At 44.6% G+C, this 24,839-nt stretch carries 22 protein-coding genes; 16 read left to right on the forward strand and 6 right to left on the reverse strand.

Annotation, left to right across the window (positions count from 1 at the left end; translation table 11 throughout):
* Positions 1-140 precede the first annotated feature (140 nt).
* From KDW99_RS02315 to KDW99_RS02335, 5 genes are all read left to right on the forward strand, one after another.
* Positions 141-1,415, forward strand: a complete 1,275-nt coding sequence (locus KDW99_RS02315) for an ABC transporter substrate-binding protein (RefSeq protein ID WP_255827724.1) — start codon at positions 141-143, stop codon at positions 1,413-1,415.
* A gap of 185 nt (positions 1,416-1,600) precedes the next feature.
* Positions 1,601-2,446: an arylamine N-acetyltransferase family protein gene (locus KDW99_RS02320; RefSeq protein ID WP_255827725.1), complete on the forward strand. Its 846-nt coding sequence runs from the start codon at positions 1,601-1,603 to the stop codon at positions 2,444-2,446.
* A complete protein-coding gene (locus KDW99_RS02325; RefSeq protein ID WP_255827726.1) occupies positions 2,443-3,417 on the forward strand; it encodes a DMT family transporter in 975 nt (324 codons plus the stop codon). The genes KDW99_RS02320 and KDW99_RS02325 overlap by 4 nt, the downstream gene beginning before the upstream one ends.
* A complete protein-coding gene (locus tag KDW99_RS02330) occupies positions 3,392-3,985 on the forward strand; it encodes a Crp/Fnr family transcriptional regulator (RefSeq protein ID WP_255827727.1) in 594 nt (197 codons plus the stop codon). The genes KDW99_RS02325 and KDW99_RS02330 overlap by 26 nt, the downstream gene beginning before the upstream one ends.
* Before the next feature lie 301 nt (positions 3,986-4,286).
* Positions 4,287-5,051 (forward strand): coniferyl-alcohol dehydrogenase, encoded by a 765-nt coding sequence (locus KDW99_RS02335; protein WP_255827728.1) that lies wholly within the window; start codon positions 4,287-4,289, stop codon positions 5,049-5,051.
* Between the two features lie 94 nt (positions 5,052-5,145).
* Here the strand turns inward: KDW99_RS02335 and KDW99_RS02340 are convergent, their stop codons facing one another.
* Positions 5,146-6,909 carry a sigma-54-dependent Fis family transcriptional regulator gene (locus KDW99_RS02340; protein ID WP_255827729.1) on the reverse strand — a complete coding sequence of 588 codons (1,764 nt, stop codon included), beginning with the start codon at positions 6,907-6,909 and terminating at the stop codon, positions 5,146-5,148.
* 261 nt (positions 6,910-7,170) lie between these two features.
* Here KDW99_RS02340 and KDW99_RS02345 point away from each other — a divergent pair, with 261 nt between their 5' ends.
* Entirely contained in the window at positions 7,171-8,631 is a 1,461-nt protein-coding gene (locus tag KDW99_RS02345; protein WP_255827730.1) for a benzaldehyde dehydrogenase, read from the forward strand.
* Between the two features lie 123 nt (positions 8,632-8,754).
* Here KDW99_RS02345 and KDW99_RS02350 read toward each other — a convergent pair whose 3' ends face one another.
* Positions 8,755-9,420 carry a DsbA family oxidoreductase gene (locus KDW99_RS02350; RefSeq protein ID WP_255827731.1) on the reverse strand — a complete coding sequence of 222 codons (666 nt, stop codon included), beginning with the start codon at positions 9,418-9,420 and terminating at the stop codon, positions 8,755-8,757.
* A 268-nt stretch (positions 9,421-9,688) separates the two neighbouring features.
* Between KDW99_RS02350 and KDW99_RS02355 the strand changes: the two genes are divergently transcribed.
* Entirely contained in the window at positions 9,689-10,765 is a 1,077-nt protein-coding gene (locus KDW99_RS02355; RefSeq protein WP_255827732.1) for a lactonase family protein, read from the forward strand.
* An 82-nt stretch (positions 10,766-10,847) separates the two neighbouring features.
* Here KDW99_RS02355 and KDW99_RS02360 read toward each other — a convergent pair whose 3' ends face one another.
* Positions 10,848-11,612, reverse strand: a complete 765-nt coding sequence (locus tag KDW99_RS02360) for an SDR family NAD(P)-dependent oxidoreductase (RefSeq protein WP_255827733.1) — start codon at positions 11,610-11,612, stop codon at positions 10,848-10,850.
* Positions 11,613-11,698: 86 nt separating this feature from the next.
* Positions 11,699-13,159: an NAD-dependent succinate-semialdehyde dehydrogenase gene (locus tag KDW99_RS02365; RefSeq protein WP_255827734.1), complete on the reverse strand. Its 1,461-nt coding sequence runs from the start codon at positions 13,157-13,159 to the stop codon at positions 11,699-11,701.
* Between the two features lie 240 nt (positions 13,160-13,399).
* Between KDW99_RS02365 and araD the strand changes: the two genes are divergently transcribed.
* The 5 genes from araD to KDW99_RS02390 all read left to right on the forward strand — a co-directional run bounded on the left by araD (position 13,400) and on the right by KDW99_RS02390 (position 18,551).
* Positions 13,400-15,121 carry an L-arabinonate dehydratase gene (araD, locus tag KDW99_RS02370; RefSeq protein ID WP_255827735.1) on the forward strand — a complete coding sequence of 574 codons (1,722 nt, stop codon included), beginning with the start codon at positions 13,400-13,402 and terminating at the stop codon, positions 15,119-15,121.
* Entirely contained in the window at positions 15,122-15,889 is a 768-nt protein-coding gene (locus tag KDW99_RS02375) for an HpcH/HpaI aldolase family protein (protein ID WP_113917503.1), read from the forward strand.
* Between the two features lie 10 nt (positions 15,890-15,899).
* Positions 15,900-16,448 (forward strand): TRAP transporter small permease, encoded by a 549-nt coding sequence (locus KDW99_RS02380; RefSeq protein WP_255827736.1) that lies wholly within the window; start codon positions 15,900-15,902, stop codon positions 16,446-16,448.
* A 3-nt stretch (positions 16,449-16,451) separates the two neighbouring features.
* Positions 16,452-17,738 (forward strand): TRAP transporter large permease, encoded by a 1,287-nt coding sequence (locus KDW99_RS02385; RefSeq protein WP_255827737.1) that lies wholly within the window; start codon positions 16,452-16,454, stop codon positions 17,736-17,738.
* Between the two features lie 66 nt (positions 17,739-17,804).
* A complete protein-coding gene (locus KDW99_RS02390; RefSeq protein WP_255827738.1) occupies positions 17,805-18,551 on the forward strand; it encodes a TSUP family transporter in 747 nt (248 codons plus the stop codon).
* 96 nt (positions 18,552-18,647) lie between these two features.
* Here KDW99_RS02390 and KDW99_RS02395 read toward each other — a convergent pair whose 3' ends face one another.
* Positions 18,648-19,385 (reverse strand): GntR family transcriptional regulator, encoded by a 738-nt coding sequence (locus KDW99_RS02395; RefSeq protein WP_255827739.1) that lies wholly within the window; start codon positions 19,383-19,385, stop codon positions 18,648-18,650.
* Positions 19,386-19,623: 238 nt separating this feature from the next.
* Here KDW99_RS02395 and KDW99_RS02400 point away from each other — a divergent pair, with 238 nt between their 5' ends.
* Positions 19,624-20,694 carry a TRAP transporter substrate-binding protein gene (locus KDW99_RS02400; protein WP_255827740.1) on the forward strand — a complete coding sequence of 357 codons (1,071 nt, stop codon included), beginning with the start codon at positions 19,624-19,626 and terminating at the stop codon, positions 20,692-20,694.
* 117 nt (positions 20,695-20,811) lie between these two features.
* Here KDW99_RS02400 and KDW99_RS02405 read toward each other — a convergent pair whose 3' ends face one another.
* Positions 20,812-21,705: a LysR substrate-binding domain-containing protein gene (locus KDW99_RS02405; RefSeq protein ID WP_255827741.1), complete on the reverse strand. Its 894-nt coding sequence runs from the start codon at positions 21,703-21,705 to the stop codon at positions 20,812-20,814.
* Between the two features lie 108 nt (positions 21,706-21,813).
* On the opposite strand from KDW99_RS02405, the gene KDW99_RS02410 reads away from it, so the two are divergent.
* The 3 genes from KDW99_RS02410 to KDW99_RS02420 all read left to right on the forward strand — a co-directional run bounded on the left by KDW99_RS02410 (position 21,814) and on the right by KDW99_RS02420 (position 24,833).
* Entirely contained in the window at positions 21,814-23,025 is a 1,212-nt protein-coding gene (locus KDW99_RS02410; protein WP_255827742.1) for a Gfo/Idh/MocA family protein, read from the forward strand.
* Positions 23,026-23,275: 250 nt separating this feature from the next.
* Positions 23,276-24,325, forward strand: coding sequence for an ABC transporter substrate-binding protein (locus KDW99_RS02415; RefSeq protein WP_255827743.1), 1,050 nt, complete (start codon positions 23,276-23,278; stop codon positions 24,323-24,325).
* A 70-nt stretch (positions 24,326-24,395) separates the two neighbouring features.
* A complete protein-coding gene (locus KDW99_RS02420; RefSeq protein WP_255827744.1) occupies positions 24,396-24,833 on the forward strand; it encodes a tripartite tricarboxylate transporter TctB family protein in 438 nt (145 codons plus the stop codon).
* Positions 24,834-24,839 lie beyond the last annotated feature (6 nt).

Genomic DNA, 24,839 nt, shown 5'->3' on the forward strand with positions numbered 1-24,839 from the left:
AAGAGTTTTTCAAATTTTATTTGGCAATTTTTTTCAGTATATGTCTATAATCTAACCGCTATCAATAGTAAATTTCGAATTAATTTAATGAAAATATTTTCATAACCTTAACTAAATAAAAACAAAATGAGGTGAAGTAAATGGCTCGTTTGAATGTTGTTCTAAGTACTCTTGCTGCCGCATCGTTATTGGCTGGGCAGGCGCAAGCCGCCACACAAAACTTAACTTTTTGGTTTACTGATGATGATCCCAATTATGTGAAAAAAATGGGTGAGTTGGTCGAAAAGTTTGAAAAAACACATCCAGATATTTCTGTGGATTATGTCACTACTAGTTATGCGCAATCCAAAGAACAGTTGCCTTTGCAGTTGTCTGTGGGTGAGGGCCCTGACCTTGCGAAAATTGCTGATAACTCGCTCATGAAGTTTACCTTAGACCTGCGTCCTTATATGAAAGACCCAGATGGCTTTGCCAAGCTTCATGGCAACACCTTAAGTTTGTTACGAGATGATAAAAGTGCGCCAGATAAAATTGGTGGCTATGTCGCATCACAAACCCTTAATTTACCTTTCGTGAATGTCACCTTATTTGAACAAGCTGGCGTCCCAATCCCTAAACAAGGCGCGACCCTTGCTGACGTGGTTGCTGCATCGGTCAAGGTTGCAGATAAAACGGGTGTTGAGATTCCTTTCACTATGGACCGTTCTGGGCACCGCTTTAGCGGTCCTGCTTATTCTTATGGCGCTAACTTTGTTAACAGTGACGGAACGTTTAACTTCCCAGATGCGCCAACGAAAGCTTACATAAAAGACCTTTATAACTGGACGAAAACAGGCGCTTTCCCGAAAGAAATGTGGGGTGCGGCAGGCGGAACACGTTATAAAAATATGGGCGATGAGTTCATTAATGCCAATGTTGTGACGTATTTTGCTGGTAACTGGATGGTAAACCCATTTAAAGAAAAAATAGGCGATGCATTTGAGTGGACGGCTTTGAATGCACCTTGTGGTGACGGTGGTTGTATTCCGATGCCTGGTGCTACATATGTAGCAGCCTTTAAGCAAACTAAACATCCTGAAGCGGTGGCTGAGTTAATTGAGTACTTAGGTTCTGCGTCTGTACAAAGAGAACTAGCAGAAGAGTTTATTATTATTCCAGGTGCTAATGTTAAAAACATCAATTACCAGCTGGAAGATGAAAATGCCAAGTCTGCAATGACGGTCTTTGCGAATAATGCGAGCAATGTTACTGAAAGCATTCGTCGATTCCAGAAAGCCAAAGGCGGCAATATTGTTTATGACACCATTGTTCAACGGATGAGTCAGTTAATCGTTGGAGAGCTGACATTAGAAGAAACGTATGAACGCATGGCATCAGATGTGGCAAGAGGAAATGCGGAGTTAAGTAAGCAATAGTGCTTTATCTAGTATGAAGAAGGCTTCTACGGCGAAAGTTTGAGCAGCGGTAAAACGCTGCTTTTTTTTGTCTAAAATCTGACTATATAAAAGATGCCTCCTTAACCTATGTTAATTCCTTATCTGCTCGGCTCCTGTAATCTTGGTTGTATTCCATGTTTGTTCATTATTAAAGGGCGCAAATTATGTTGTTATCACCAAGTCTACAAAACTATGTATCCGACCTTGGGTTGGCGGTTCCGGAGCTGCTGAACATTGAATTTGTTATGGCGTTGCAAGAAAAGCATGTGGCTCGTTATAGCTTTAATAGTTTGGCGGTGGTGCTAGGGGAAGATATTTCTCTGGATGTAGAGGCAATCAGCGAGAAAATCGTCACGCGTGGTATGGGTGGTTATTGCTTTGAGCATAACAAGTTGACGTATGAGTTGTTGAAAGCGTTGGGTTATGACGTGCAGCTTAAGTTGGCGCGAGTACTGAATAATAACCTTGAGCGCGAAGCAGGCAGAACCCACAGAGTAACCTTGTTAACAATAGAAGGCGTGAGCTATTTAGTGGACACAGGTTTTGGTGGTAATGGGCCAATAGCGCCATTACGACTCGATATCAATACTGATCAATCGGCCGGTTTGGATCGTTATCGCCTGATGGCAAAAGGCAAGGGCGAGTATGATTTGCAGGTTATAAAAGGCGCGGACTATTTCACGCTTTACCGTTTTGACGGGGCGACTTACACCGATGCAGATTGTGAGTTAGGGCATTTTTATTCTCATAAAAATCCACATGCGGTGTTTTTAAAGAACTTGATGGTGACACTGAAAAAGAACGATCAGACCCTTGCGTTGGTGAATTCTGAACTTATCACGCGAGACCGATTAGGCGAGCGTAAGCAGCAGATTGAAAGCCCAGAAGTGCTTGGGAATATTCTACTGTCTGAGTTTGGTCTTGCTCTTGAACCCGCGGTGGTCGAGCATTTATTTATTCGTTTTTTAGAGCCCATGTTGTCGGTGAATAGCGTCGGAGTAAAATCATGACTGCGCTTTTTACTTTATTGTTGTGGGCTTGGTTGATGGCGTCTTCTTTTATCGTATCGGGTCATATGGTGGAATACGCTAGTCCTATTGCGACCTCGGCGTTTCGCTTTTTATTGGCGATGCTCATTATGCTGCCGGCCTTATTGTTCAGCTGGCATCGTGGCAAGCTGAATAAAATCGAGCAGTTTAAGGCGTTGTTTGCTGTTCGACAGCGGCTTTTTCATTATGTGGTGATCAGTGGCGCGTTAGTCGGCTTTTTTATCGGTTTGTTTGTCGCTTTGAAGTCTACAACGCCGCTTAATACTTCTGTTTTGTATACACTGGTTCCCTTAATTGGTGTGATGATTGCGAGAGTTTGGCTAAAAGAAGTCGCGCCTTTGTGGCGAGTGATTGGCTTTGTGCTTGGCTCTATCGGCGCGATGATAGTGTTATTTTCTACACAAGGTTCTTCCGCGCAAGACTTTCCTATTCAAGGTAACGATGGCTTCGGGTGGCATTCAGGCGATTATATTTTTGTTGGGGCGTGTTTTTTATTGGCGCTGCATGTGGTGTCGGTACAAAAATGGGGGCGTTCGTTAGGCGCGCTGTCTGGCGCGTTTATGATTATGTTATTTGGATCGCTCTGGCTGCTGCCTATTGCGTTGATCTGGGGTGAATTGGATCAGGTGCAATGGTCGTCACAAGGTTTTTGGGTGAATGTATTGTATTTGACTGTGTTTACGACCTTATTTACCTTTATATTGCAGCAGCGTTTGGTGATGACAGTTGGAGCGAGTCGACTGCTGGCGATGTCTTATACGATACCTGTTTGGGTTGCCTTGTTTACTGCGTTGACTCAATCACGTTTATTAAGTTTGGTAGATTGGCCTTTTGCTTCAGGCATTCTCATTTTAGGTATCGCACTGTTTCTTATTGATGGCAATTTAAGCAAGGTGAAAATAGTCCATGGATCGAATTCAACTGCAAAATAGCTTTCAAGCCTATTTTAACGAATTGGGTTATGACATTGATTGGCAAAGACTGACAGTGTCAATGGACGTTCATGTCATTCGAAAAGGCGATTATTTGTTTCGGCAAGGGGATTTTGCGAATCGTCTGTTTTTTTTACATTCTGGATTAGTGCGTTATGTGAGTGTCTCCGATGAAGGGAAAGAGTTCACGCAAACCTTTGCGAAGAGCCCAAGAATCATTGGCTCAACTAAGGCGATGGTGACCGAAGCACGTGTTTTGTTCGGTATTCAGGCCTTGGAAGATAGCATGATTTCTTCCTATCCTTGGCGAGCTTTTTACGAGCAGATGCGTCAGGATGTTGGTTTTTTAGAGTGTTATGCTAAATTTCTAGAGCGTATTTTTATTACCAAAGAAGAGCGTGAAAATGCCTTTGTAAAACATTCTGCTGAGCGTCGCTATCTCGATTTTTGTGCCGACTACCCTGAACTGAAAAATGTGATTCCACAGCAACAAATTGCGTCTTATATCGGCATTACTCCTGTGGCGTTAAGCCGAATCCGGCAGACGCTTAAATGGCAGAAAGACTGATTATTGCTGCCATTTTGCCTTTCGACTATTTCTTTAAATCATCAAATTTTCTTTTTATCCGATTTTTGGGTTTTACTATTTGGTTAAATATAGGGGAAGAAACCTTCTAGGTTGTCCTGTCCTTTATTTACTCCTTGATAAGAAATCAATATGAATATCAATGCCTTAAGAAGCATAAAATAAAATTATGGTTGTTTTTTCGATTTGGGCATATTCCATGCAATTCTCCTTGTAACTGATTAGCACAGTGGCGTTTTTCTACTCTGTCGGTTTCATAAAAAAAATAAGGAGAAACAAGATAATGTTAACGAATAAAACGATCGTAATCACCGGTGTGTCTTCTGGTATCGGTGCTGACGTTGCAAGGCTGGCTCGTTTCCATGGTGCACGGGTTATAGGGGTTGATCGCAATGAACCTAGTATGACGTTGGATGGTTTTGTCCAAATTGATTTGGGTAATCCTACCGCGATTGATACGGCTTTGGATTTATTGCCAGAAAAAATCGATGCTCTATGTAATATTGCAGGTGTTCCTGGTACGGCTGAGGCTGATTTGGTTGGTCGAGTTAATTACTTGGGGTTACGCCATTTAAGTGAAGCTTTGATTCCTAGATTCAATCAAGGGGCCAGCATTGTGCATGTGGCTTCTGTTCTAGGTATTGAATGGCCAGAACGTCTTGAACAGCATAAAACCTTGGCTGATACCTCTTATTTTGAAGAAGGCGCTGCTTGGCTGAAAAAGAATCCAGTGCCACAAGAAACCTGCTATCAATATTTTAAAGAAGCCTTGATTGTTTGGTCTACGCAGCAAGCTTTTACTTGGTTTCGTGATCATGGCATACGTATGAACTGTGTGGCTCCTGGTCCTGTCTTTACGCCCATTTTAGGTGATTTTGTGTCTATGTTGGGTGAAGAGCGAGTCCAAAAAGACGCCGAACGCATGTTGCGTCCCGCTTATTCGGATGAAGTGGCAGAAGTGATTGCTTTTCTCTGTTCCGATGCATCCCGCTGGGTGTGTGGTGCAAATATTCCTATAGATGGCGGACTGGCTTCGACTTATTTGTAACGACGTGCAATACGACAGACTGCAACAAATAGAGTGGCACCATGATCACGCTTCCTCATGGCGTTACTCTATTTTAAATGACCATTTTTCTGCCTTACTTATTTTTTTTGAGGCGATAAGCCAGTTGGGGTCTGCTTAGACCAACTCGTCTGGCGGCTTCAGATAAATTGCCTTGAGCATTATCTACGGCTTCTTGTAATAAATTTTGTTCGAGCTTTTCAATATCTAGATGATCTTTCCCACCGACAAATTGCGTGATCTGCTCCAAGAGCGATTCAGTGGATGCTTTTTTGCTATCAGCATGGCTTAACGTGCCTTGATGATTCACTGAGTAAATAATCTCTTCGGGAATAAATTCATTTCTAAATAAATGCGGGAGATCAATGGGCTCACCTTCTTCGGAAGCGATCACGCCGCGTTCCATTAAATTTTGTAGCTCACGAATGTTACCCGGAAAGCGATAATTTAATAGCGCCTGTCGCGCGGATTGCGCCATGCCCGAAGGGGCTTTTTGATGCAGTTGGCAAAACTGATGATAGAAGTGGTTAACGAGCAGGGGAATATCGGCTTTTCTATCTCTTAGTGGTGGTAGATGGATAGGGAATACGTTTAAACGAAAGAATAGATCTTCGCGGAATTCGCCTTTTTCAACGGCCTTACGTAGGTCGACATTGGTTGCTGCGACGACTCTAACATTGACTTTAATTGCCGAGATACCTCCGACTCGCTCTACTTCTTTTTCTTGTAAGACGCGCAATAATTTACTTTGCCCAGCAAGGCTAAGAGTCCCAATTTCATCCAAGAAGAGCGTGCCACCGTTTGCTCGCTCGAAGCGTCCAGGGCGGCTACTCGTTGCACCAGTATAGGCGCCTTTTTCGACACCAAATAGTTCTGTTTCCATTAGGCTTTCAGGAATGGCGGCGCAGTTAAATGCCACAAACGGGCCCGTTTGATGACTAAACTTATGCAGCATGCTGGCAAAAAGCTCTTTACCGACGCCTGATTCTCCAGTGAATAATACCGTTGCATTGGTTGGCGCCACTTTTTGTAATGAATGATTTGCGGCGGTAAACGCAGCGGAAACACCAATCATCTTGGGTTGGTCGTCTGATGTTTCTGGTTCCATTTTATCGAGCTGCGGGTCTGGTTTTATACGCATGTCGGCAGCGTTGGTAGTGACATTCAGGAATCGAATGTCGTCTTCGATATCATCCCAAAGTTCAGCGGATTTACCGACGACTCGGCAGATGGAGTGTCCCATAGACTGGCATTCTACCTCTCGGAAAATCACCAAAGAGCCGACCAAACCAGAGACATAGCCGATGGCGTAGCCTAATTCCATCCAGCAGGCGGGGTAGCTACCAATGCCATAGGCGGCAATGTGCTCTTCGTCTTCACTGCTGTGATGCCAAAAAAACTCACCGTCATATACGCCTTTTTCTGTATCAAACTCAAAGAAAATGGTTTCCACTTTGACAACACCTTCTAAACCATGAAGGTGAGTGCCGGCTTCAAAAATGGAGGCAGGATCGGAATCTGGCCAGCGTTTTTGAATGAGTTCTGCGTCACGAAGACCGGACAAATAACCGGTTCGAGTGAGAATGTCGCGAGACTTATCGAGACCAAGAGAATCAATTATTTCGCGCCGCAGCAGCCCAAATGAGGAGCTGTGAATCAGCAGCATGCGTTGATCGTCTAACCAAATACGGCCATCACCTGGCGAGAAAAATAGGCATTCGGTCAGCTCTTCTACGGTGGGGGCATTTTGGCCATCTAGTTCACTGGAGCAGCCTTTGAGTAAGATCTTTTTGCTGTTTTTAGCCAAATCTGCCAAAGAAATACGATGCGAGTCTGTCATTATTATTTTCCTCTTCCATCTAATTGATGAAATGATCAACTGCTTTTTTCCTAGTGTTGATTGAGTTTAATGATATCGTCAAGTGCGCTGTTTAATATTTAAGCTATGCTAGATCGTACTTTCTAGTTTTATATTGATTGAAATGCATTAGTTATCAATGGTTTGACACTTCTATTGAGAGTGAAAGAAAAATAATAATATTTCGGCATAGGTATTGCTTTAGGTATAAACCATTAAATAAAAATAAATAGGAGAGCAGATATGACGGTATCCGTACTGGAATCAAAAAAATGGTCAGGGACGTTTTTTACGGGTGATTGGGTTGCGGCTTCAAATAAGCAAGAGGTCATGGAACCCGCAACGGGTAAGCCTTTAAGCGACGTTGGTATTGCCTCGGCAGACGATGTTTATGCCGCATGTCAGCGAGCGCATGAAGCGCAAAAAGAATGGGTCAAAGTCCCACCAAGAGACAAGGCAGCCTTGTTTCATAAAGCGGCGCATTTTATTCAAGAGAATGCCGAGGAGCTTGCTTTGTATATCGCGCGTGAAACGGGCGGCATTATTTCTAAAGGTCAGCACGAAGTAAAAGAAGCCATTTTAATCCTGCAATTGGCGGCCAATATGACCTTGGAGCCTAATGGCCTGACGTTGCCTTCTGTTCCTGAACGTATGTCTTATGCGACACGCAAGGCTATTGGTGTGGTGGGTGTTATTTCGCCGTTTAATTTTCCGATGATTCTTTCGATTCGATCTATTGCGCCAGCCTTAGCGACGGGTAATGCCGTTGTGACTAAGCCAGACCTTCAAACGCCAGTAACGGGTGGCTTTATTCTCGCCCTTGCTTTGGAAGCCGCTGGTTTGCCAAAAGGCGTATTCCAAGTTTTACCTGGTGGCGTTGAAGCCGGAGAAGCTCTTTGCGCCGCGCCAGAAATAGGTATGGTGGCGTTCACTGGGTCGACTGCAGCGGGTCGTAAAGTTGGTGAAGCCTGCGGCCGTAACTTGAAAAAAGTGTCTCTTGAGTTAGGCGGTAAGAGCTCACTGATTATTCTTGAAGACGCCGATCTTGATGTGGCTGCGAGCAATATTGCTTGGGGCGCGTATTTCCACCAAGGGCAAATTTGCATGGCGTCTGGTCGTATTCTCGTACAAGAGAGTATTGCAGAAGCGTTAACCGCAAAAATCGTCGAAAAAGCACAACATTTACCGGTTGGCGATCCTGTGTCTGGGAAAGTGGCTTTGGGCCCGCTGATTAATCAGCGCCAACTTGAAAAAGTACATGCCATTGTGCAAGACACCATTGCTGCGGGCGCTAAATTAGAAGCGGGCGGAACGCATGACGGGCCTTTTTACTCGCCAACGGTGTTGAGTAATGTGAAACCGGGAATGCGCTCTTTTGAAGAGGAAATTTTTGGCCCAGTGGTCAATATCGTCACCTTTAAAGGCGATGATGAAGCGATTGCGATGGCCAATAATACTCAATATGGTTTAGCGGGCGCGGTTATTTCGAATGATCTTTCCCGTGCGCAGCGCATTGGTGCTCAGCTACATGTTGGTTTGCTGCATATCAATGATCAAACCGTTAATGATGAATGCATCAACCCATTTGGTGGTTGTGGTGCATCAGGTAATGGAAATTCGGTTTGTGGTCCTGCGGATTGGGATCTTTATACACATTGGCAATGGGTAACGGTTAAGCAATCTGCTACACCATATCCTTTCTAACCTATAAGTAGGTAAGTTATTTTAAACGGAAAAAGCCCCTTGCTATTTGTCCTTTGGTTGGAAAGTAGCATGGGGCTTTTCTTTTTTGTCATCTTTTCTATGTTCAAATGAAGCGTTAGATTATTAAGCTGATTGTTCTGCTTTAATTTTCTCTAGGACTTCTTCTATTGCGCTTTTAAACACTTCTGCTGGTTGGCCACCGGAAATCGCGTAGGCGTTATTGATGATGACCGTTGGTACAGAGGTAATGCCATTCTGTTGCCAGGTTTGCTCTTGTTCTCTGACTTCATCAGCAAAGTGGTTCTTATCCAAAATGCCTTTTGCTGTCGTTGGGTCTAGACCCACGCTAGCGGCAAGGTTGGCGAGCACTTTGTGGTCACTCACATCTTGGTTATGGGTAAAGTGTGCTTTAAACAGAGCGTTTTTAAGTTCCGCCTGTTTGCCTTCTAGGTGGGCCCAATGCAGCAAGCGGTGAGCATCAAATGAGTTACGCATGCGGCTTTCTGAATTGAAGTTGAAATCAAAATCGACCTCCTTACCTCGGGCTTGGATCATTTCTCTGTTTTGGTCTGATTGTTCTTTATTGATACCGTATTTTTCTGTGATGTGCTCGCTTAGATCTTGACCTTCTGCAGGCATGTTCGGATTCAGTTCAAATGGCTGGAAGGTCAGTGTGGTATCGATTTTGTCGCTAAGTTGATCCAGTGCTTTATTGAGATTACCAAGACCGACAACGCACCAAGGGCACATTACATCGGAAACAAATTGAATATCTAATGGCTCTTTCATAGTGGTTCCCATCGCTTGTAGATAAAAGATTAAGGTTAAAAATTGTACATAGGAAAATAAATGGGGGCGTGTGTAAGAATTAAAAGAGAGAAAGCCTTCCCGTGGTGACCATTGCAGATAATTTACACAAACCTGAATAAATTAACCTTAGGGTCGCTCTGAATCTCCTGCAAAAGTTTATTGATGATCCTATGCTTGTGTGATGTTATACATTTAATATTTTTTAACTGACTTGATGACATTCACTAGGTTAACAGGATTAAGATTAATGACTCAGAACACTTATAATAATCAGTATGTGTATGTTTCAAATGCAAAAAGCGGCACCATTACTCGATACCTATTAGACGATAAACAGGGGAAGTTGCTCCTTCTAGGCAGTACGAAAGCGGGTGATAATGTGATGCCGTTGTCTGTCAGTCCAGACAAGTCTCATTTATACGCTTCAATTCGTTCTGAGCCGTTTCGTGTTATTTCTTATCGTATTGACCCTATATCTGGTGATTTAAAACAAGTTGGTGACGCGAATTTACCAACCAGTATGGCGAACATCTCGACAGATAAGACCGGGCGTTTTCTCTTTGCCGCATCTTATGGCGGCCATGTGGTTAGTGTTAGTCCTATCGATGATTCAGGTGTGGTAGTCCGTGAAGCGCAGCAAGTGCTAGATACTGGCCGCAATGCTCACGCTATTCACGCCAGCCCAGACAATCGTTTTGTATTCTCTTCTAGCTTAGGAGATGACGAAATGATGCAGTATTTATTTGATGAGCAAAGTGGGCAATTAACACCAAACTCGCCTGCTTCCGTTAAAACTGAAAAATACGCAGGTCCAAGGCATTTTGTATTTTCTAATGATGGTCAATATGTCTATGTTCTAGGGGAACTGTCAGGCACGGTAATGACTTATGAGTATGATTCTAATTCTGGTTTGCTGGCTCTAAAAGGCGTAAGTGAGGGTGTCCCTGCGAAAGAATTAGCGTTGGAAAACGGTGTGCCACCTTCCATCAAAGCCAGTAATGATCTTCCTAAAATTTGGACTTCGGATATGCATTTGTCAGCGGATGGTCGTTTTTTGTATGTGTCTGAAAGAACCAAAAGCATCATTACGACTTTGTCGATTGATCAAAATACGGGGCTGCCAAGCTACCAAAACATGACTCCAGTCGAGCAACAACCGCGTGGTTTTGCGCTCAGTAAAGATGGTCACTTTATGGTGGTATCGGGTGAAAATGACGCTAATGTCGGTTTATATCGAGTGGATGTGGAGACGGGGGGATTCACTAAAATTGATGGGGCTCCAACTGGTGATGGTGCTAATTGGGTTGAGATTGTTGAGTTTTAATACGCGTTGGATAAGTAAAAGCATCCTGCTTGCTCGCTAGTTTAGGCAAAGTAGAAGGATGCTTTTTTATTAGTTATGGCGGTTAAACAATTCCGGCATCTACGACAAAGTTTTGGCCTGCGCAGGCCCGGCTATCCTTAGAGGCAAGGAACAGCGCCATGGCGACAATGTCGTCTGGTTCAATGCGGAATTTAAGAGATTGCACATCAATAAATTCTTGATCCAATTCTGGTGTTAACCACAGGGCTTTTTGACGTTCTGTGACCACCGCTCCCGGAACAATGGAATTGACTCGAATACCGCGCGGGCCAAGCTCTCTTGCCATTGTGCGTGTCATGGTATGAATCGCACCTTTTGAGGTGGTGTAACCCACCATTCCAGCACGGCCACGCATCCAACTGATGGAGCCCATATTGATAATGCTTGCACCTTCTTTCATCCATTTAGCAGCCGCTTGCATACCAAAGAAATGCGGACGCATGTTGATGTTTAGGCAGTTGTCCCAGTATTCTGGCGTGACGTCCTCGATTTTATGACGGTCGTCTTTGCCCGCGTTATTGACCAATACGTCTAACTGGCCAAGCTCTTGTGCTGCGTCATCAATGGCTGATTGCAAGGCAGCAATGTCACGCACGTCGACTTTTCTAAACCAAGGTTCAACGTTGAATTCGTCGCTCAATTTTTGGTTTAACGCGGTAGAGCTAGCGTCATCAATATCAATATAAGCTACGCGTGCGCCTTGTCCCATAAAGTGATGAACAAGGTATTCTCCAATTCCTGATCCACCGCCCGTGATAAACACCACTTTGTCTTTTAAGGAAGGGTATTGGTTGGTTAATGTCGGCATTTATTATTCTCCGATCGACAAAAATTAGTGTGCTCATAGCTATATGAGCACACCTTACAAGTTTTGATTTATCTGTTATTTATCTGCTATTTATCTAGACCAGCAACACAGACGTATTTGGTGTTGATGTAGTCTTCAATGCCATATTTAGAGCCTTCACGGCCAAGACCTGACTCTTTGTAACCACCAAATGGCGCGACTTCTGTAGCGATGACGCCAGCGTTCACACCGACTAAGCCTGTTTCTAACGCTTCTGCTACACGGAAAATACGACCAATATCACGAGAGTAGAAATAAGACGCTAGGCCGTACTCTGTGTCATTTGCCATAGCGATGACATCGTCTTCTGTTTCAAACTTGAAGACGGGTGCCAAAGGACCAAAGGTTTCTTCTTTGGCAAACAGCATGTCTTGTGTTGCATTGGCGATAACGGTTGGGTGATAGAAGTTGTCACCTAATTCATGGCGTTTACCACCAGTAACGACTGTGCCGCCTTTGCTAATGGCATCTTGTACATGTTCGTCGACTTTATCGACGGCAGCACGGTTAATCAGCGGGCCTTGTTCAACACCGCTTTCAGTACCGTGGCCGATTTTCATGGCGGCTACTTGCTTGGCAAATTTTTCAACAAAGGCGTCGTATACACCTGCTTGAACATAAATGCGGTTGGCACAAACACATGTTTGGCCCGCATTACGGTATTTGGACATCATGGCACCTGCCACCGCGTCATCGATGTTTGCATCATCAAAGACCACGAAAGGCGCATTACCACCAAGCTCAAGAGAGACTTTCTTCATGGTGTCAGCACAGTCTTTCATCAGCAATTTGCCGATTGGTGTAGAGCCTGTGAATGTTAGCTTACGTACAACAGAAGAGTCGGTTAGGGTTTTGGCGATTTGGCTCGCTTTACCCACAACGATATTAATCACGCCTGCTGGAATGCCTGCTTCGATTGCTAGTACACCCATGGCCAATGCGCTTAATGGCGTTTCGGAGGCAGGCTTGATGATCAAGGTACAACCCGCCGCAAGCGCTGGACCCGCTTTACGAGTGATCATGGCCGCAGGGAAGTTCCAAGGCGTAATAGCAGCGCATACGCCAACAGGCTCTTTCATTACTAGGATGCGGCGATCTGGCGCGTAAGTTGGAATCATGTCGCCATAGATACGTTTGCCTTCTTCAGCAAACCACTCAATAAAAGAAGCGGCATAGCCGATTTCGCCACGGGATTCTGCTAATGGTTTGCCTTGCTCAGCGGTCATTAGCTTCGCTAAGTCTTCTTGGTTTTCCATTAGTAGGTCATGCCAGCGGCGCAATAATCCAGCACGCTCTTTGGCGGTTTTCTTTTTCCAGGTTTTTTGCGCCGCTTCCGCCGCAGCGATGGCTTGCTGTGTTTCGGCAGGACCAACGCTTGCAATGGTTGTTACTAATTCACCTGTCGCTGGGTTGAATACATCTAGCGTATTGCCTTCGGAAGATTCGACCCACTCTCCATTGATTAAACATTTTGTTTGTAGGAGTGCTTTGTTCTTTAGTTCAAGCATTGCGGTACCTCTATTAGTTTGTTCGCTTTATTTTTAGATTGCTACGGATTGTATCTATTTCAAGTCGCTGCTTTTCGCTGCTACTTTTGTTCACTATTTTTAACGAGTAATGGGATAGTTCTTGACTTCTCTTATGTCTTATATAAGAGTTATATCATAAGTTTGAAGAAGCCGTAAACAATCATTGTTGGTTAAGCGCTCGAACGATAAAAATAAACACTGAAAGAACAGGACTACATCATGGCAAAACGTATCGAAGACCTTCGCAGTCAGCGTTGGTTTGCTCCTGACAATATGCGAGCTTTTGCGCATCGACAACGAACGCAACAGACTGGATACAAGCGCAGCGATTTCATGAATCGCCCCGTTATAGGCATCATTAATACTTGGAGCGACATCAGTACTTGTCATACTCACCTTAGAGAACGTGCGCAGTTTGTGAAAGAAGGCATTATTCGTGCCGGCGGTTATCCATTAGAAATGCCTGCCATGTCACTTGGTGAAGTGATGGTAAAACCAACTACCATGATGTACCGAAATTTTCTTGCGATGGAAACGGAAGAGCTGCTGCGCAGTCATCCGATTGATGGCGCGATTTTAATGGGCGGTTGTGACAAAACCACTCCAGGCTTACTAATGGGCGCCATTAGTATGAACATTCCCGCTATTTATATTCCCGCAGGCGCGAGTCTAAACGGCAATTTCAAAGGCGAAAAAATTGGTACCGGCACTCATACTCGAAAATATTGGGATGAAAAACGCGCGGGTAATTTAAGTGATGAAGATTGGCTTGAACTAGAAGCCAAAATGACCCGTTCTGTGGGAACCTGTAACACCATGGGGACGGCTTCTTCACTGACTTCTATGGCGGAAGTGTTGGGCTTTTGTTTGCCTGGTTCGGCGACTATTCCTGCGGCCGATTCGGCTCATCAACGTCTGTGTTCTTTGGCGGGTGAGCGCATTACCAAAATGGTATTTGAAGACCTAACACCAAAATCCCTTGCCACCAAAGAAGCCTTTGAAAACGCCATTGTCACTTATGTTGCGCTGGGTGGTTCCACTAATGGCATTATCCATTTAATCGCCATGGCGGGGCGTGCTGGTATTGATTTACCCATGTCTTTGTTTGATGAATGGGCACGCAAAGTCCCTGTTATTGCCAATCTTATGCCGGCGGGTGAATACCTAATGGAAGACCTGTTCTACGCGGGTGGTTTGCCAGCGTTATTAACTCGCCTTAAAGATTTCTTGCATCTGGATCAAGGTAACGTGAATGGTCGTACCTTGGGTGAGAACTTGGATGGCGTCGAAATTTATAATGACGACGTGATTCGTTCTCTAGATAACCCAGTAAACGACCGCGGCACGATTGGTGTGATCACCGGAAACCTATGCCCTGATGGCGCGGTGTGTAAGCCCTCTGCAGCGTCGCCGCATTTGTTAAATCATCGCGGTAAAGCCTTGGTGTTTGAAAACCACGCTCAAATGACGGCGCAGATCGACGACCCTGACCTTGATGTGGATGAGAATACCGTTTTAGTGCTTAAAAATGCTGGGCCAATAGGCGGTCCGGGTATGCCTGAATGGGGCGGGTTACCGATTCCGAAAAAGCTTTTGCAAAAAGGCGTGCGTGACATGGTGCGTATTTCAGATGCACGCATGAGCGGCACCCATTACGGCACCTGTATTTTACACGTTGCGCCTGAATCTTATGTTGGCGGGCCGCTGGCCTTTGTTCAGACCGGCGACTGGATCGCCTTGGACGTGGAAAAGCGCACGCTGAATTTAGAAATTAGTGACGAAGAAATGGCGGCGAGAAAAGCGGCTTGGGCACCACCACCACCAAAGTTTGCTCGTGGTTATGGCGCTATGTTTTCAACCCATGTCACCCAAGCAAACGAAGGGTGCGACTTTGACTTTTTACAAGGTGACGCTGTCATCGATGAACCGGAGATATTCTAAATGAGCAAGACGATTAACCCATTTAAACAGCGTTTACTGGATGGTCAAAAGTTGATTGGAGGCTGGACGCTGTCTGGTAGCCCAACGGTCGCAGAGGCTATGGCGTTTTTGAACTATGACTATTTGGTGGTGGATTTAGAACACAGCCCTGCCAGCATTCACGATACTACGCCGATTTTACGGGCGGTTGAGCAAACGCCAACCGCAGCGGTGGTTCGTATGCCAAGCCATGATCCGATTGCGATTAAGCAAGTATTGGATCAAGGCGGTATGACCTTGTATTTCCCATTCGTTGAATCGGTCGAAGAGGCAAAAGCCATTGTTCAGGCCAGTATGTATCCGCCATTAGGCAAACGTGGCTTCGCAAAAATGCACCGAGCTGCGCGTTATACAACCCGTGAGGATTACCCAGCAGCAGCCAATGAGCAAGTCTGTCTGATCCCTCAATTGGAAACCGTTGAAGCGTTAGAGCTTGCGGTAGAAATCGGCCAGCTTGATGGCGTAAGCGCAGTGTTTATTGGCCCTGGTGATTTGTCGATGACCATGGGCTTGCCAGGTCAGGTAAATCACCCTGATGTGCGCGCCAAAATCGTGGCTTGTGTGACAGCCTGTAACCAAGCTGGGATTCCTGTAGGAACCGTTATGCCTACGCCTGACGATGCAAAATGGGCATTAGAAGTCGGCTTTAGTTTTGTTTCGATTGCCAATGATCTGGCCAATATGTTGGGTCAGTGTAAAGCGCATTTGGCGCAAATGAAGAACTCGTAAAGGTGTCTCTATGCTTTTATTAACAAGAATAATAACTTTGCTAGGGCAGGTGAATTCTGCCTTTGTGTTCGTTTTCAAGTATCTGGCGATCACTGCCGTTGCAGTGATGACCGCCTCGATTTTGGTTCAGGTATTTTGTCGTTATGTGCTTAACGATTCATTGCCTTGGTCTGAAGAGCTGGCGCGTTACCTGATGGTTTGGATGACGTTTTTGACACTGCCTGTGGTCTCTCGCACTAAGCAACACGCGGCGCTCGATATTATTTTAGGGTCTTTACCAAGACGCTTGAGCTTGCTGCTGGAGTTGGTGTTGTATGTATTGGTCGGGATTGTCTTGTATTACGCGTTTAATAAAAGCCTAGATTTCGCCCTAAAAGGGACGCGCATGTTAGCCACGGCGCTGCCTATTACCAAAGCTTGGTCATACATGGCGATGCCGATTGGTTTTGGCGTCATGATGCTGGTGTATATCGAACTTTTCTTAATTGGTATTGCGCGTCTTTTTAATGAATCTAACGACGACCATTTTGTGTTGTCAGATAGCGAAAGCGAGGGATAACCCATGGGTATTTCATTTTTCTGGATTTTGCTTTCTGTGATGTTTTTGGGGATGCCTGTTGCGTTTGCTTTGTTGTTTGCGCCGGGTTTGAGTCTATTTCTAGAAGGCAAAGAGATGTTCTATCTCTTGCTGACACAGCGTTTGTATAACGGTATTGATAGCTTTCCTTTGATGGCGATTCCGTTTTTTATGTTGGCAGGTGAGGTAATGAACCGCAGTGGCATTACCTTGTCGCTTGTACAGGTAAGCCAAGCCTTCATCGGGCATCTACGTGGCGGTTTAGCGCAAATTAATATTTTGTCTTCTATGTTGTTTGCAGGCCTTAGTGGTTCGGCGGTAGCGGATTGCTCGGCGTTAGGGAAAATGCTGATCCCAGCGATGGAAAAGAACGGTTACTCGCGTCGTTTTGCGGCAGCCGTAACAGCAGCTTCGTCTGTGATTGGGCCGATTATTCCACCAAGTGGCATCATGATCTTGTATGCGTTTGTAATGAACGTGTCGGTAGGTGGATTGTTTGCAGCCGGTCTTGTCCCAGGCGTTTTGGTTGGCACTAGTTTGATGGCGATGACGTGGTTTTTAGCACGTCGTCGCGGTTATAAAGTGGCATCAGAAAAGGCGTCTTGGTCAGAGCGTGGTACGGCGGTTAAACAAGCTTTTTGGCCTTTGATGACGCCGGTTATTTTGCTTGGCGGTATTTTATCTGGAGTGTTTACACCGACAGAGGCGGCGGCGGTTGCGGCTGCCTACGCTTTGGTTGTTAGCTTGTTGTCGAGAACGATGAAGATGAGTAGCTTGCCAAGCTTGTTTTACGCTACGGCTAAATCGTCCGCGGTGATTTTGTTCCTTGTCGGCAGTGCGGTGGCGTTTTCTTCGGTGATCAGCCTATCTGGCGCGCCACAAAAAGTCGCTGCGATCATGGTTTCTTTGACTGAAAATCCATTGCTGCTACTGCTGATTATTAACTTGCTACTTTTATTTGTCGGCATGTTCTTAGATGCCGGCCCTGCGATTCTTATTCTGGGTCCTATTCTTGGGCCGATCGTGACGCAGTTTGGTATTGATCCTTTACATTTTGCCATCGTGATGTGTGTCAACTTGACCATAGGTTTGACGACGCCACCCATGGGCTTGGTGCTGTTTGTTGCGTCCAGTGTGAGTGGCGAGCGAGTTGAGACGATTAGCCGCGAAATGCTGCCTTACTTGGCTGTGCATATCATGGTTATTTTGCTCATTACCTATATTCCAGCATTAACAATGACCTTGCCTCGTTTGCTCGGTTTTGCCTCCTGATGGATGGTAAACCACGGTTTTTTGGCATAGTTAAGGACGAAACAAACGAGGGAGGCTTTTATGCTTATGGATAGTTCGAGCCTGCTTTTATTATTGTTCTTTGCGCTCGGCAGTTACATTCAGGCGACAACAGGTTTCGCTTTTGGATTGATTGTCGTGAGCAGTGTATCGGCATTAGGTTTAGCGCCCATTGAGGTCACTGCGTTTGCGGTTAGTGTGTTAAGTCTTATCAATGCGGGGATCGGGCTTTATGGTGGGCATTGGCGAAAGATAAATCGTCGCGCTTTTTGGGGCTTTATTTTGCCTTGCCTACCAGCCATTTTCCTTGGTGTATGGCTGCTTGGTTATCTGGGTGAAAATGCGCTAGGGTGGCTCAAATTTAGCTTAGGTTTGTGCATTGTGGTCAGTAGCTTGGTGATGATGCTACAAGCTCATAGGGTGAGAAAGGAATCCTCTGCTGGTGCTTTTGCTGTCAGTGGGGTGATTGGTGGCGTGATGGGTGGCATGTTTGCAACGTTCGGTCCGCCTATTACCTTCATGATGTATCGCCAGCCAGATGACCAAGCCAGAATACGCGCGACCTTGTTAGGGATATTTTGTTGTACGGCGGCATTACGTGTGGGTTCTGTTAGTTTTACTCAAGGTGTTGATATTGATACTTGGCTATTGTGTGCGCTTGGCTTTCCAGTCGTTGTGCTATCAACATTAATGGCGAGAAAATTTCCCGTTCCTATCTCAGCTCGGGCTATGCGCTTTGTGGCGTTTAGTTTGTTGCTATTGTCGGGTGTTAGCTTGATGTGGCAGGGGGTTTAGATAGGAAAGGTTTGAATAAATAGACAAGAGCGCGTGACGTTGCTGTCAGGCGCTCTTTTTTGTTTGTTAATTTTGCTTGTTAATATAGAGAGTCAGTTAATTGAGTTCGACAAGATAATGTAGGTCTTCGCTGTTGGCGCGGCTGATTCGGTATTCCACGGTGCGTCCGTCCAATGCGCGAGCAGTGCGGATGACTTCTAATAGAGGTTGTCCTGCAGCGATGTTTAAAACACTTTGGTCTTGTTCATCGGCTAACACGGCTTTTAGTCTATCGGTGGCTTTGTGTACCGTAATATTGAAGTGCTGCTGATAATAGTGATACAGGGAATGTGGTAGCTTTTCTTCTTTGTGTAAATCGGCAAAGTAACGATGGGGTAGATAAATCAATTCACGGATGGAAGCCGTATTGTTAATCGAGCGTACACGATGGATTTCAATGACTTTCTCTTCTGGCGGCAGTTCGAAAAGAGTGCGCAGTTTATCATCGGGTGTAATTAATTGTGTTTCGAGTAATTGGGCATAAGGCAGTTCGGGAATATCACCGTTATCACTTTTGAAATGGAAAAAGTGAAACATCATTTTTTGCAGTGTGTGTTCTGATACAAAGGTGCCCACGCCTTGACGACGAAATAAGACATTGTCTTCTGTTAATGCGTTAAGTGCCTTTCGAACTGTTCCTTGACTGACGCCAAGCAGGTCTGCAAGCTGAAACTCACTCGGTAAAATCTCACCGGGCTTCCAAGAACCTTCGATAATTCTTTCCGTAATTAACTCTTGAACCTGTTTATACAGAGGTTTGAAGGTTGGGGATGGCTGCGGTGTACTGACTGTCATGGGTTGCCCTGCTTTGTATCGAATCAATTTAGAATACCAGACGAAATAAAAAAATCTGTTATTTTCTTGCACTTTATGTCTTATATAAGATATAAAACAAGACATGACAAGAAAATAGTGAATTTTCTATAAGTAATCTCTTTTGAGACAGTCTTATGAATGACCTATTTATTTGTTTACCACTTGCGTGATTCAGAATAAAAAAAGTGATCAAAGAATAAAAAACGGAGCCTTCGAAATGAAAAAAACCGCTTTACTAAAAAAGACCACAGCTGCTTTTGTTCCAACATTAATGGCGGCGAGTTTGTCTCTTGCTGCGATGCCTGCATTGTCGGCTGATTATGATTTCAATATTGTCCATCTTTCTAATACCAGCGATGAAGATTATGACGGCGCTGTTGTGTTGAAAGACTATGTTGAAGCGCACTCAAACGGTCGTATTCACGTTAATATTTATTCTGGCGGTCAGCTATGTGGTAACCCAACAGAATGTATTGAAGCTCTACAAGCTAACTTGATCCAAGTGTTTAATACCACGACAGGTGGTTTAGCGAATGTTTTCCCAGAGATCCAAGCGCTTGATATCCCTTATATATTCCCAACAGATCGTGTTGCCGAATGTGCCTTGAATAATGAAATGTTGGTCGGACCAATTCGTAAAGAGTTGCTAGACCGAACAGGTACTATGCGCTTAATGACCATTGGTAATACGGGCGGCTGGCGTAACTTTGCGACAACCAATAAATTGATTAAAACACCTGCTGACGTGGAAGGTTTGAAGATCCGTACGATCAACTCGCCGATCCAAATGCAGCTTGTGAAAGCGATGGGCGGTAGCCCAACGGCTGTGCCTTGGCCTGAAGTATATACTTCATTGGCAACGGGCTTGGTGGAAGGCACTAAAAACGGCATTACCGATATTATGGGTATGAAGTTTAATGAACATATTAAATACATGACGTTAGATGGCCATGGTTATATGGCGTCTATGTGGTGGATGAATAACGACTCACTGAAAGATATGCCAGAAGACCTTCAACACATCATGATGGATGGCTTTGATGCGTTACGTGAAGTGACAACGGTCATGCCAAAACGTCGTCAGATAGAAGCGTATAACGAGTTTAAAGCATCTGGCGGTACAGTTTATGCCCCGACTGCAGAAGAAAAAGCGCAGTTCCAAGAAGCGGCGAAACCAGTACGTGATTGGTTCGTTAATGAATATGGCGCTAAGTGGGTTGAAACCACAGAAAGCGCGGTTAAATCCTGTGAAGCTTCTATAAATGACGCTTACATGGCGCAGAATTAATCCATGATGACCGCGTTAGTGAAATAGTAAATATTCTTCTGAACGGTATTTTCCGTTAAGCCAGTGCTTGCACTGGCTTTTTTTTGTCTGTTGTTTGGTGCTGATAATTGTCGAGCTTTATTGTTTTGGCACCTGCGCTTGAAGGTGGGCGATTAATCTTTCCATCAAGGGAGTTAGGCTGTTTTTACGCCATACAAAGTGGATGTCCAGTTTTGGTAGCTCGCCATCAATTGGACGATAGGTGAGTCCTTCACGCTGATCGAATTGTGTGGATTCTGGAACAAGTGCGATACCCACGCCAGCGGCGACTAGAGTTCTAGTGGTCTGCGTCAACCGAGCAATTTGTACAATATCAGGCTCAACACCAGCAGCATGTAGGTGATGCATGATTTGGTCGTACAAAGACGGGTGAGCTTGTCTAACAAACGAGATAAACGGCAGCTGGTGTAAGTCACTTAAAGGCACGCTTTCTTTTTGTGCGAGTGGGTGGTTCTCAGGCAGAGCGAGCAGGTGTTTTTGTGTTTCGTAGCCTTGGTGTTCTAGGTCGGTGATGTCCATTAGGGGATTAAGGAAGATCATCGCCAAATCGATTTTTTCTGTTCTTAGGGCATCCAAGGCATGGGTCGTGGTCATTTCTTCTAGATTGAGCGTTACGCCATGGTTGTCTTGTTTGAACTGAGCAATGCCTTTGGAAAAATGCGGCGTGCCAGCCGCCCAAACAAAACCTAGTGATAGGTTGCCTGATGTGCCGTTGGCAATGCTGCGAACTTGTTCTTGTATCTTCTCCCAGTCCTGCAAAAGAGCCCTTGCTTGAGGTAGTAGGGCTTCTCCTGCAGGCGTCAGAGAGACTTTCTGGCTACTACGCTCAAAAAGTACGGCGCCGATTTCATCTTCAATGGCTTTGATTTGTTGGGATAGCGGCGGCTGGGCAATATGCAAGCGAGCCGCAGCGCGTCCAAAGTGCAGCTCTTCCGCTACGGTAATAAAATACTTTAATTTTCTAAAACGCATGATATCTTTTTCATATTAAGCATGTGATTAACATATATTAGACATAATGATGCGCTTTTCCTATCTTAGTCTTACAAAATAATTCTAAGTTAGTTTAGGTGAGACATCATGAGCAGAGAAAAAATCGACGGACAGCTTTTTAGCTACACAGGCCCAGCCTTTCATTACATCAATGAAGAGGAGCGTCACTTCTTCGCCAAAGAGCCAGCTCAGTTTCGTGTGAATTTGATTGGTTGTGGCATGATTGGTATGGAGCACATGCGCGTGGCGACTCGTGTTGGTCGCTCTGCTATTCATGGTGTGTTCGATCTAAATGAGCGCAGTGTTAAAGTGGCGAAAGAAGAATTCGCCAAAATCACTGATGAAGACTTTAAAGTTTACGATAGCTTAGAAGCGGCATGTAACGACCCAGAAGTTGACGGTATTTTAATTTGTACGCCTAATTTTACGCATCTTGATGTTCTAAAAGTGGCGATCAAATCGGGCAAGCACATCTTCATGGAAAAGCCGATGGCGACCAAATTAGAAGATGCCTATGAAATTACCAAGATGGCGAAAGAGTACGGCGCTGTTTTGCAAATTGGTTTGCAGTATCGCTATAAATCTATTTATTCCGAAGCGATTCATGAAGTACTAGAGCGCAAAGCGGTCGGTGAAGTGAAGATGATCAACATCATGGAGCACCGTATTCCCTTCCTTGATAAAGTGAATCAGTGGAATAAATTCTCCAAATTCTCTGGCGGTACGCTGGTGGAAAAATGCTGCCATTACTTTGATTTGATGAACTTGTTCGCCCAGTCTCGTCCAGTACGTGTTTATGCCAACGGTTCCCAGTCTACCAACTTCCGTGACTTCGAGTTTAAAGGCGAAAAATCCGATATTCTGGATAGTGCTTTTGTCACTGTTGAATATGAAAATGGCGTTCGCGCTGGCTTCAACCTTTGCATGTTTGCGCCTATGTTCCATGAAGAGCTATTGGTGTGCGGCGACGAAGGTCGAGTGAAAGCGGCTGAGATTGAAGACTTCAGTGAAAATGCGCGTTTGCGTACAGAGATGGAGGTCTTTTGTGGTCAGAATCGTCCATCTAAAACCTCACAGCCGAGCTATCCTAAATTAATTGAAGCCTCTGGTCACAACGGTGCCACTTGGTTTGAGCACATCGCTTTTGCCGATCAAATGGCTGGTAAGCAAACCAACAGCGCGACAGTCGAAGAAGGTTTCTGGTCTGTTGTAGTAGGTTGTGCAGCGGAAGAATCCGTAAAGACAGGTAAGATTATAGAAGTCGCAGAACTGCTTAAATCCAAAGGTATTGATCTTTAATTATTTTTTTTAAATAAGTCACATCGCAGCCCAGACCTTGTTTACAAGGTCTGGGCTTTTTTTGTTTTGTGGTGTTATTTAGGCAATTTTTTTTGGGTTACTACGGAAAGGGAGTGCTATTTTTAATGTGCAATAAAATAAATAATTCCGTATTGAAATATAGGTTGTATGATGTATGATGTTATTACGTTCGATAAATGGAACTAATGACAACGTCCTACATAAAAAAACAATTATAGGAAAAGTGGTTATGAAAAAAATACTACAGAGCACAACAGTTTTGATGGCAGCAGCCTGTGCATTCGCACCTGCTGCAGCCTATGCTTCAGACAATCCAATTAGAGGAAACATCCGCGTTGTAATTGGTTCTAAATCAACGGGTGGTGATACTTATCAAGCTTCTTCCATTATCGCAGAAGCGCTTGCGAAAAAGATTGATGCGAACATTAAAGTCGATGCTGTTGGCTTTTCTGCTGCCTATCAGGCATTAGGTCGAGTGCCAACAGGCAACACTTTAATGATATTCCACGACCAAGCCTATCTTGGAAATCTATATGGCCAAAAAGGTTATGAAGACCCTTTCAAAGAATGGACGATAGGACCTTCTTTCGCCACGAATCCAGGTAATGGGTACCTTGTACCTAAAAACTCACCATACAAAAACATAGATGAAATCTTAAACGCTGCGGGCAATGGCAAAACAATACGTGTTGCTATTCAGCCAGGTGGTGTATCTGAGATTGGCTATACAGCAATGAAGAACGCGGTGCGTTTGGCGTACCCAGGTCAAGAAGACAATCTTGTTGCCTTGAATACAGGCTCTCAATCAGACAAAAACCAAGCATTATTTGATGGTCTAGCGGATGTTATCAATGGCAGTGTACAAGCCAATGAGCAATATACTCGCCTTCCTGCAGATGACCAAAAAGCCATGGATTTCGTTTGGTTGACTGCCAAAGCGTCAACAATTGCTAAAGCAAACCCTAACGGTATGGGAGAAACCTCTCGTGATCAGTTGATGCAATACGCATCCGGTCTTGGGGTGAATATTCCAATGGACGCAGAGAATAACTTTACCTTTGATAAAGAGTTCTACTTTTTATACAACAAGCGTATGTCTCCGGAAGTGATTAAGTTTTTAGACAATGCGTTGGCAGAAGTATTTGCTGATGGCAAGGTTCAAGAAACATTTAAGAAATCCTTCTTTATCCCTAACTTCCGTACTTCTGCAGAAGCGCAAAAGCACTTCCAAGAGAAGCGTGACAGTTATGCGAAAATCATTAATAACCTACATAAATAATTAAAGTAAGTCGGCACCGTGGAATGCAGTTTGGCTGCGGTGCCGTAATCTTTCGCTAGAGAGGGTTATAATGTCTGACTGGTTTTCATCCTTAAATACCGTAGTGATCGACTTCGATACATCCCATCTGTTTTTCCCAAGGATTGTTATTTCCTTGTTGCTAATTTTAGGATTGGTGATAGTCGTCTCTTATTTTCGTCCTGTCATGCAGGCTATTCGTGCCGGTCGATATCAGTTCTTTGTTAAAAATGCAGACTTTTTTCGTCTCTTAATGACGTTCGCTTTGATCCCTGCTTATTTTTGGGGGATGGATGCGATAGGGACAATGCTACCTAATATGGGGTTAGGTTTTTTACTGGCATCGATTCCTTTTGTCTTCCTGATGTCGATGTTGTACTGCCACGATATGACCCGTCGTAACCTGATAATCATTGTTTCCAACGCAGTAATAACACCGACCTTTGTTTGGGGTGTGCTTTACCACCTATTCGCTGTGTCGATGCCTTAGAGGCGG

The organism is Marinomonas rhizomae (genome assembly GCF_024397855.1).
GTDB lineage: Bacteria > Pseudomonadota > Gammaproteobacteria > Pseudomonadales > Marinomonadaceae > Marinomonas > Marinomonas rhizomae_A.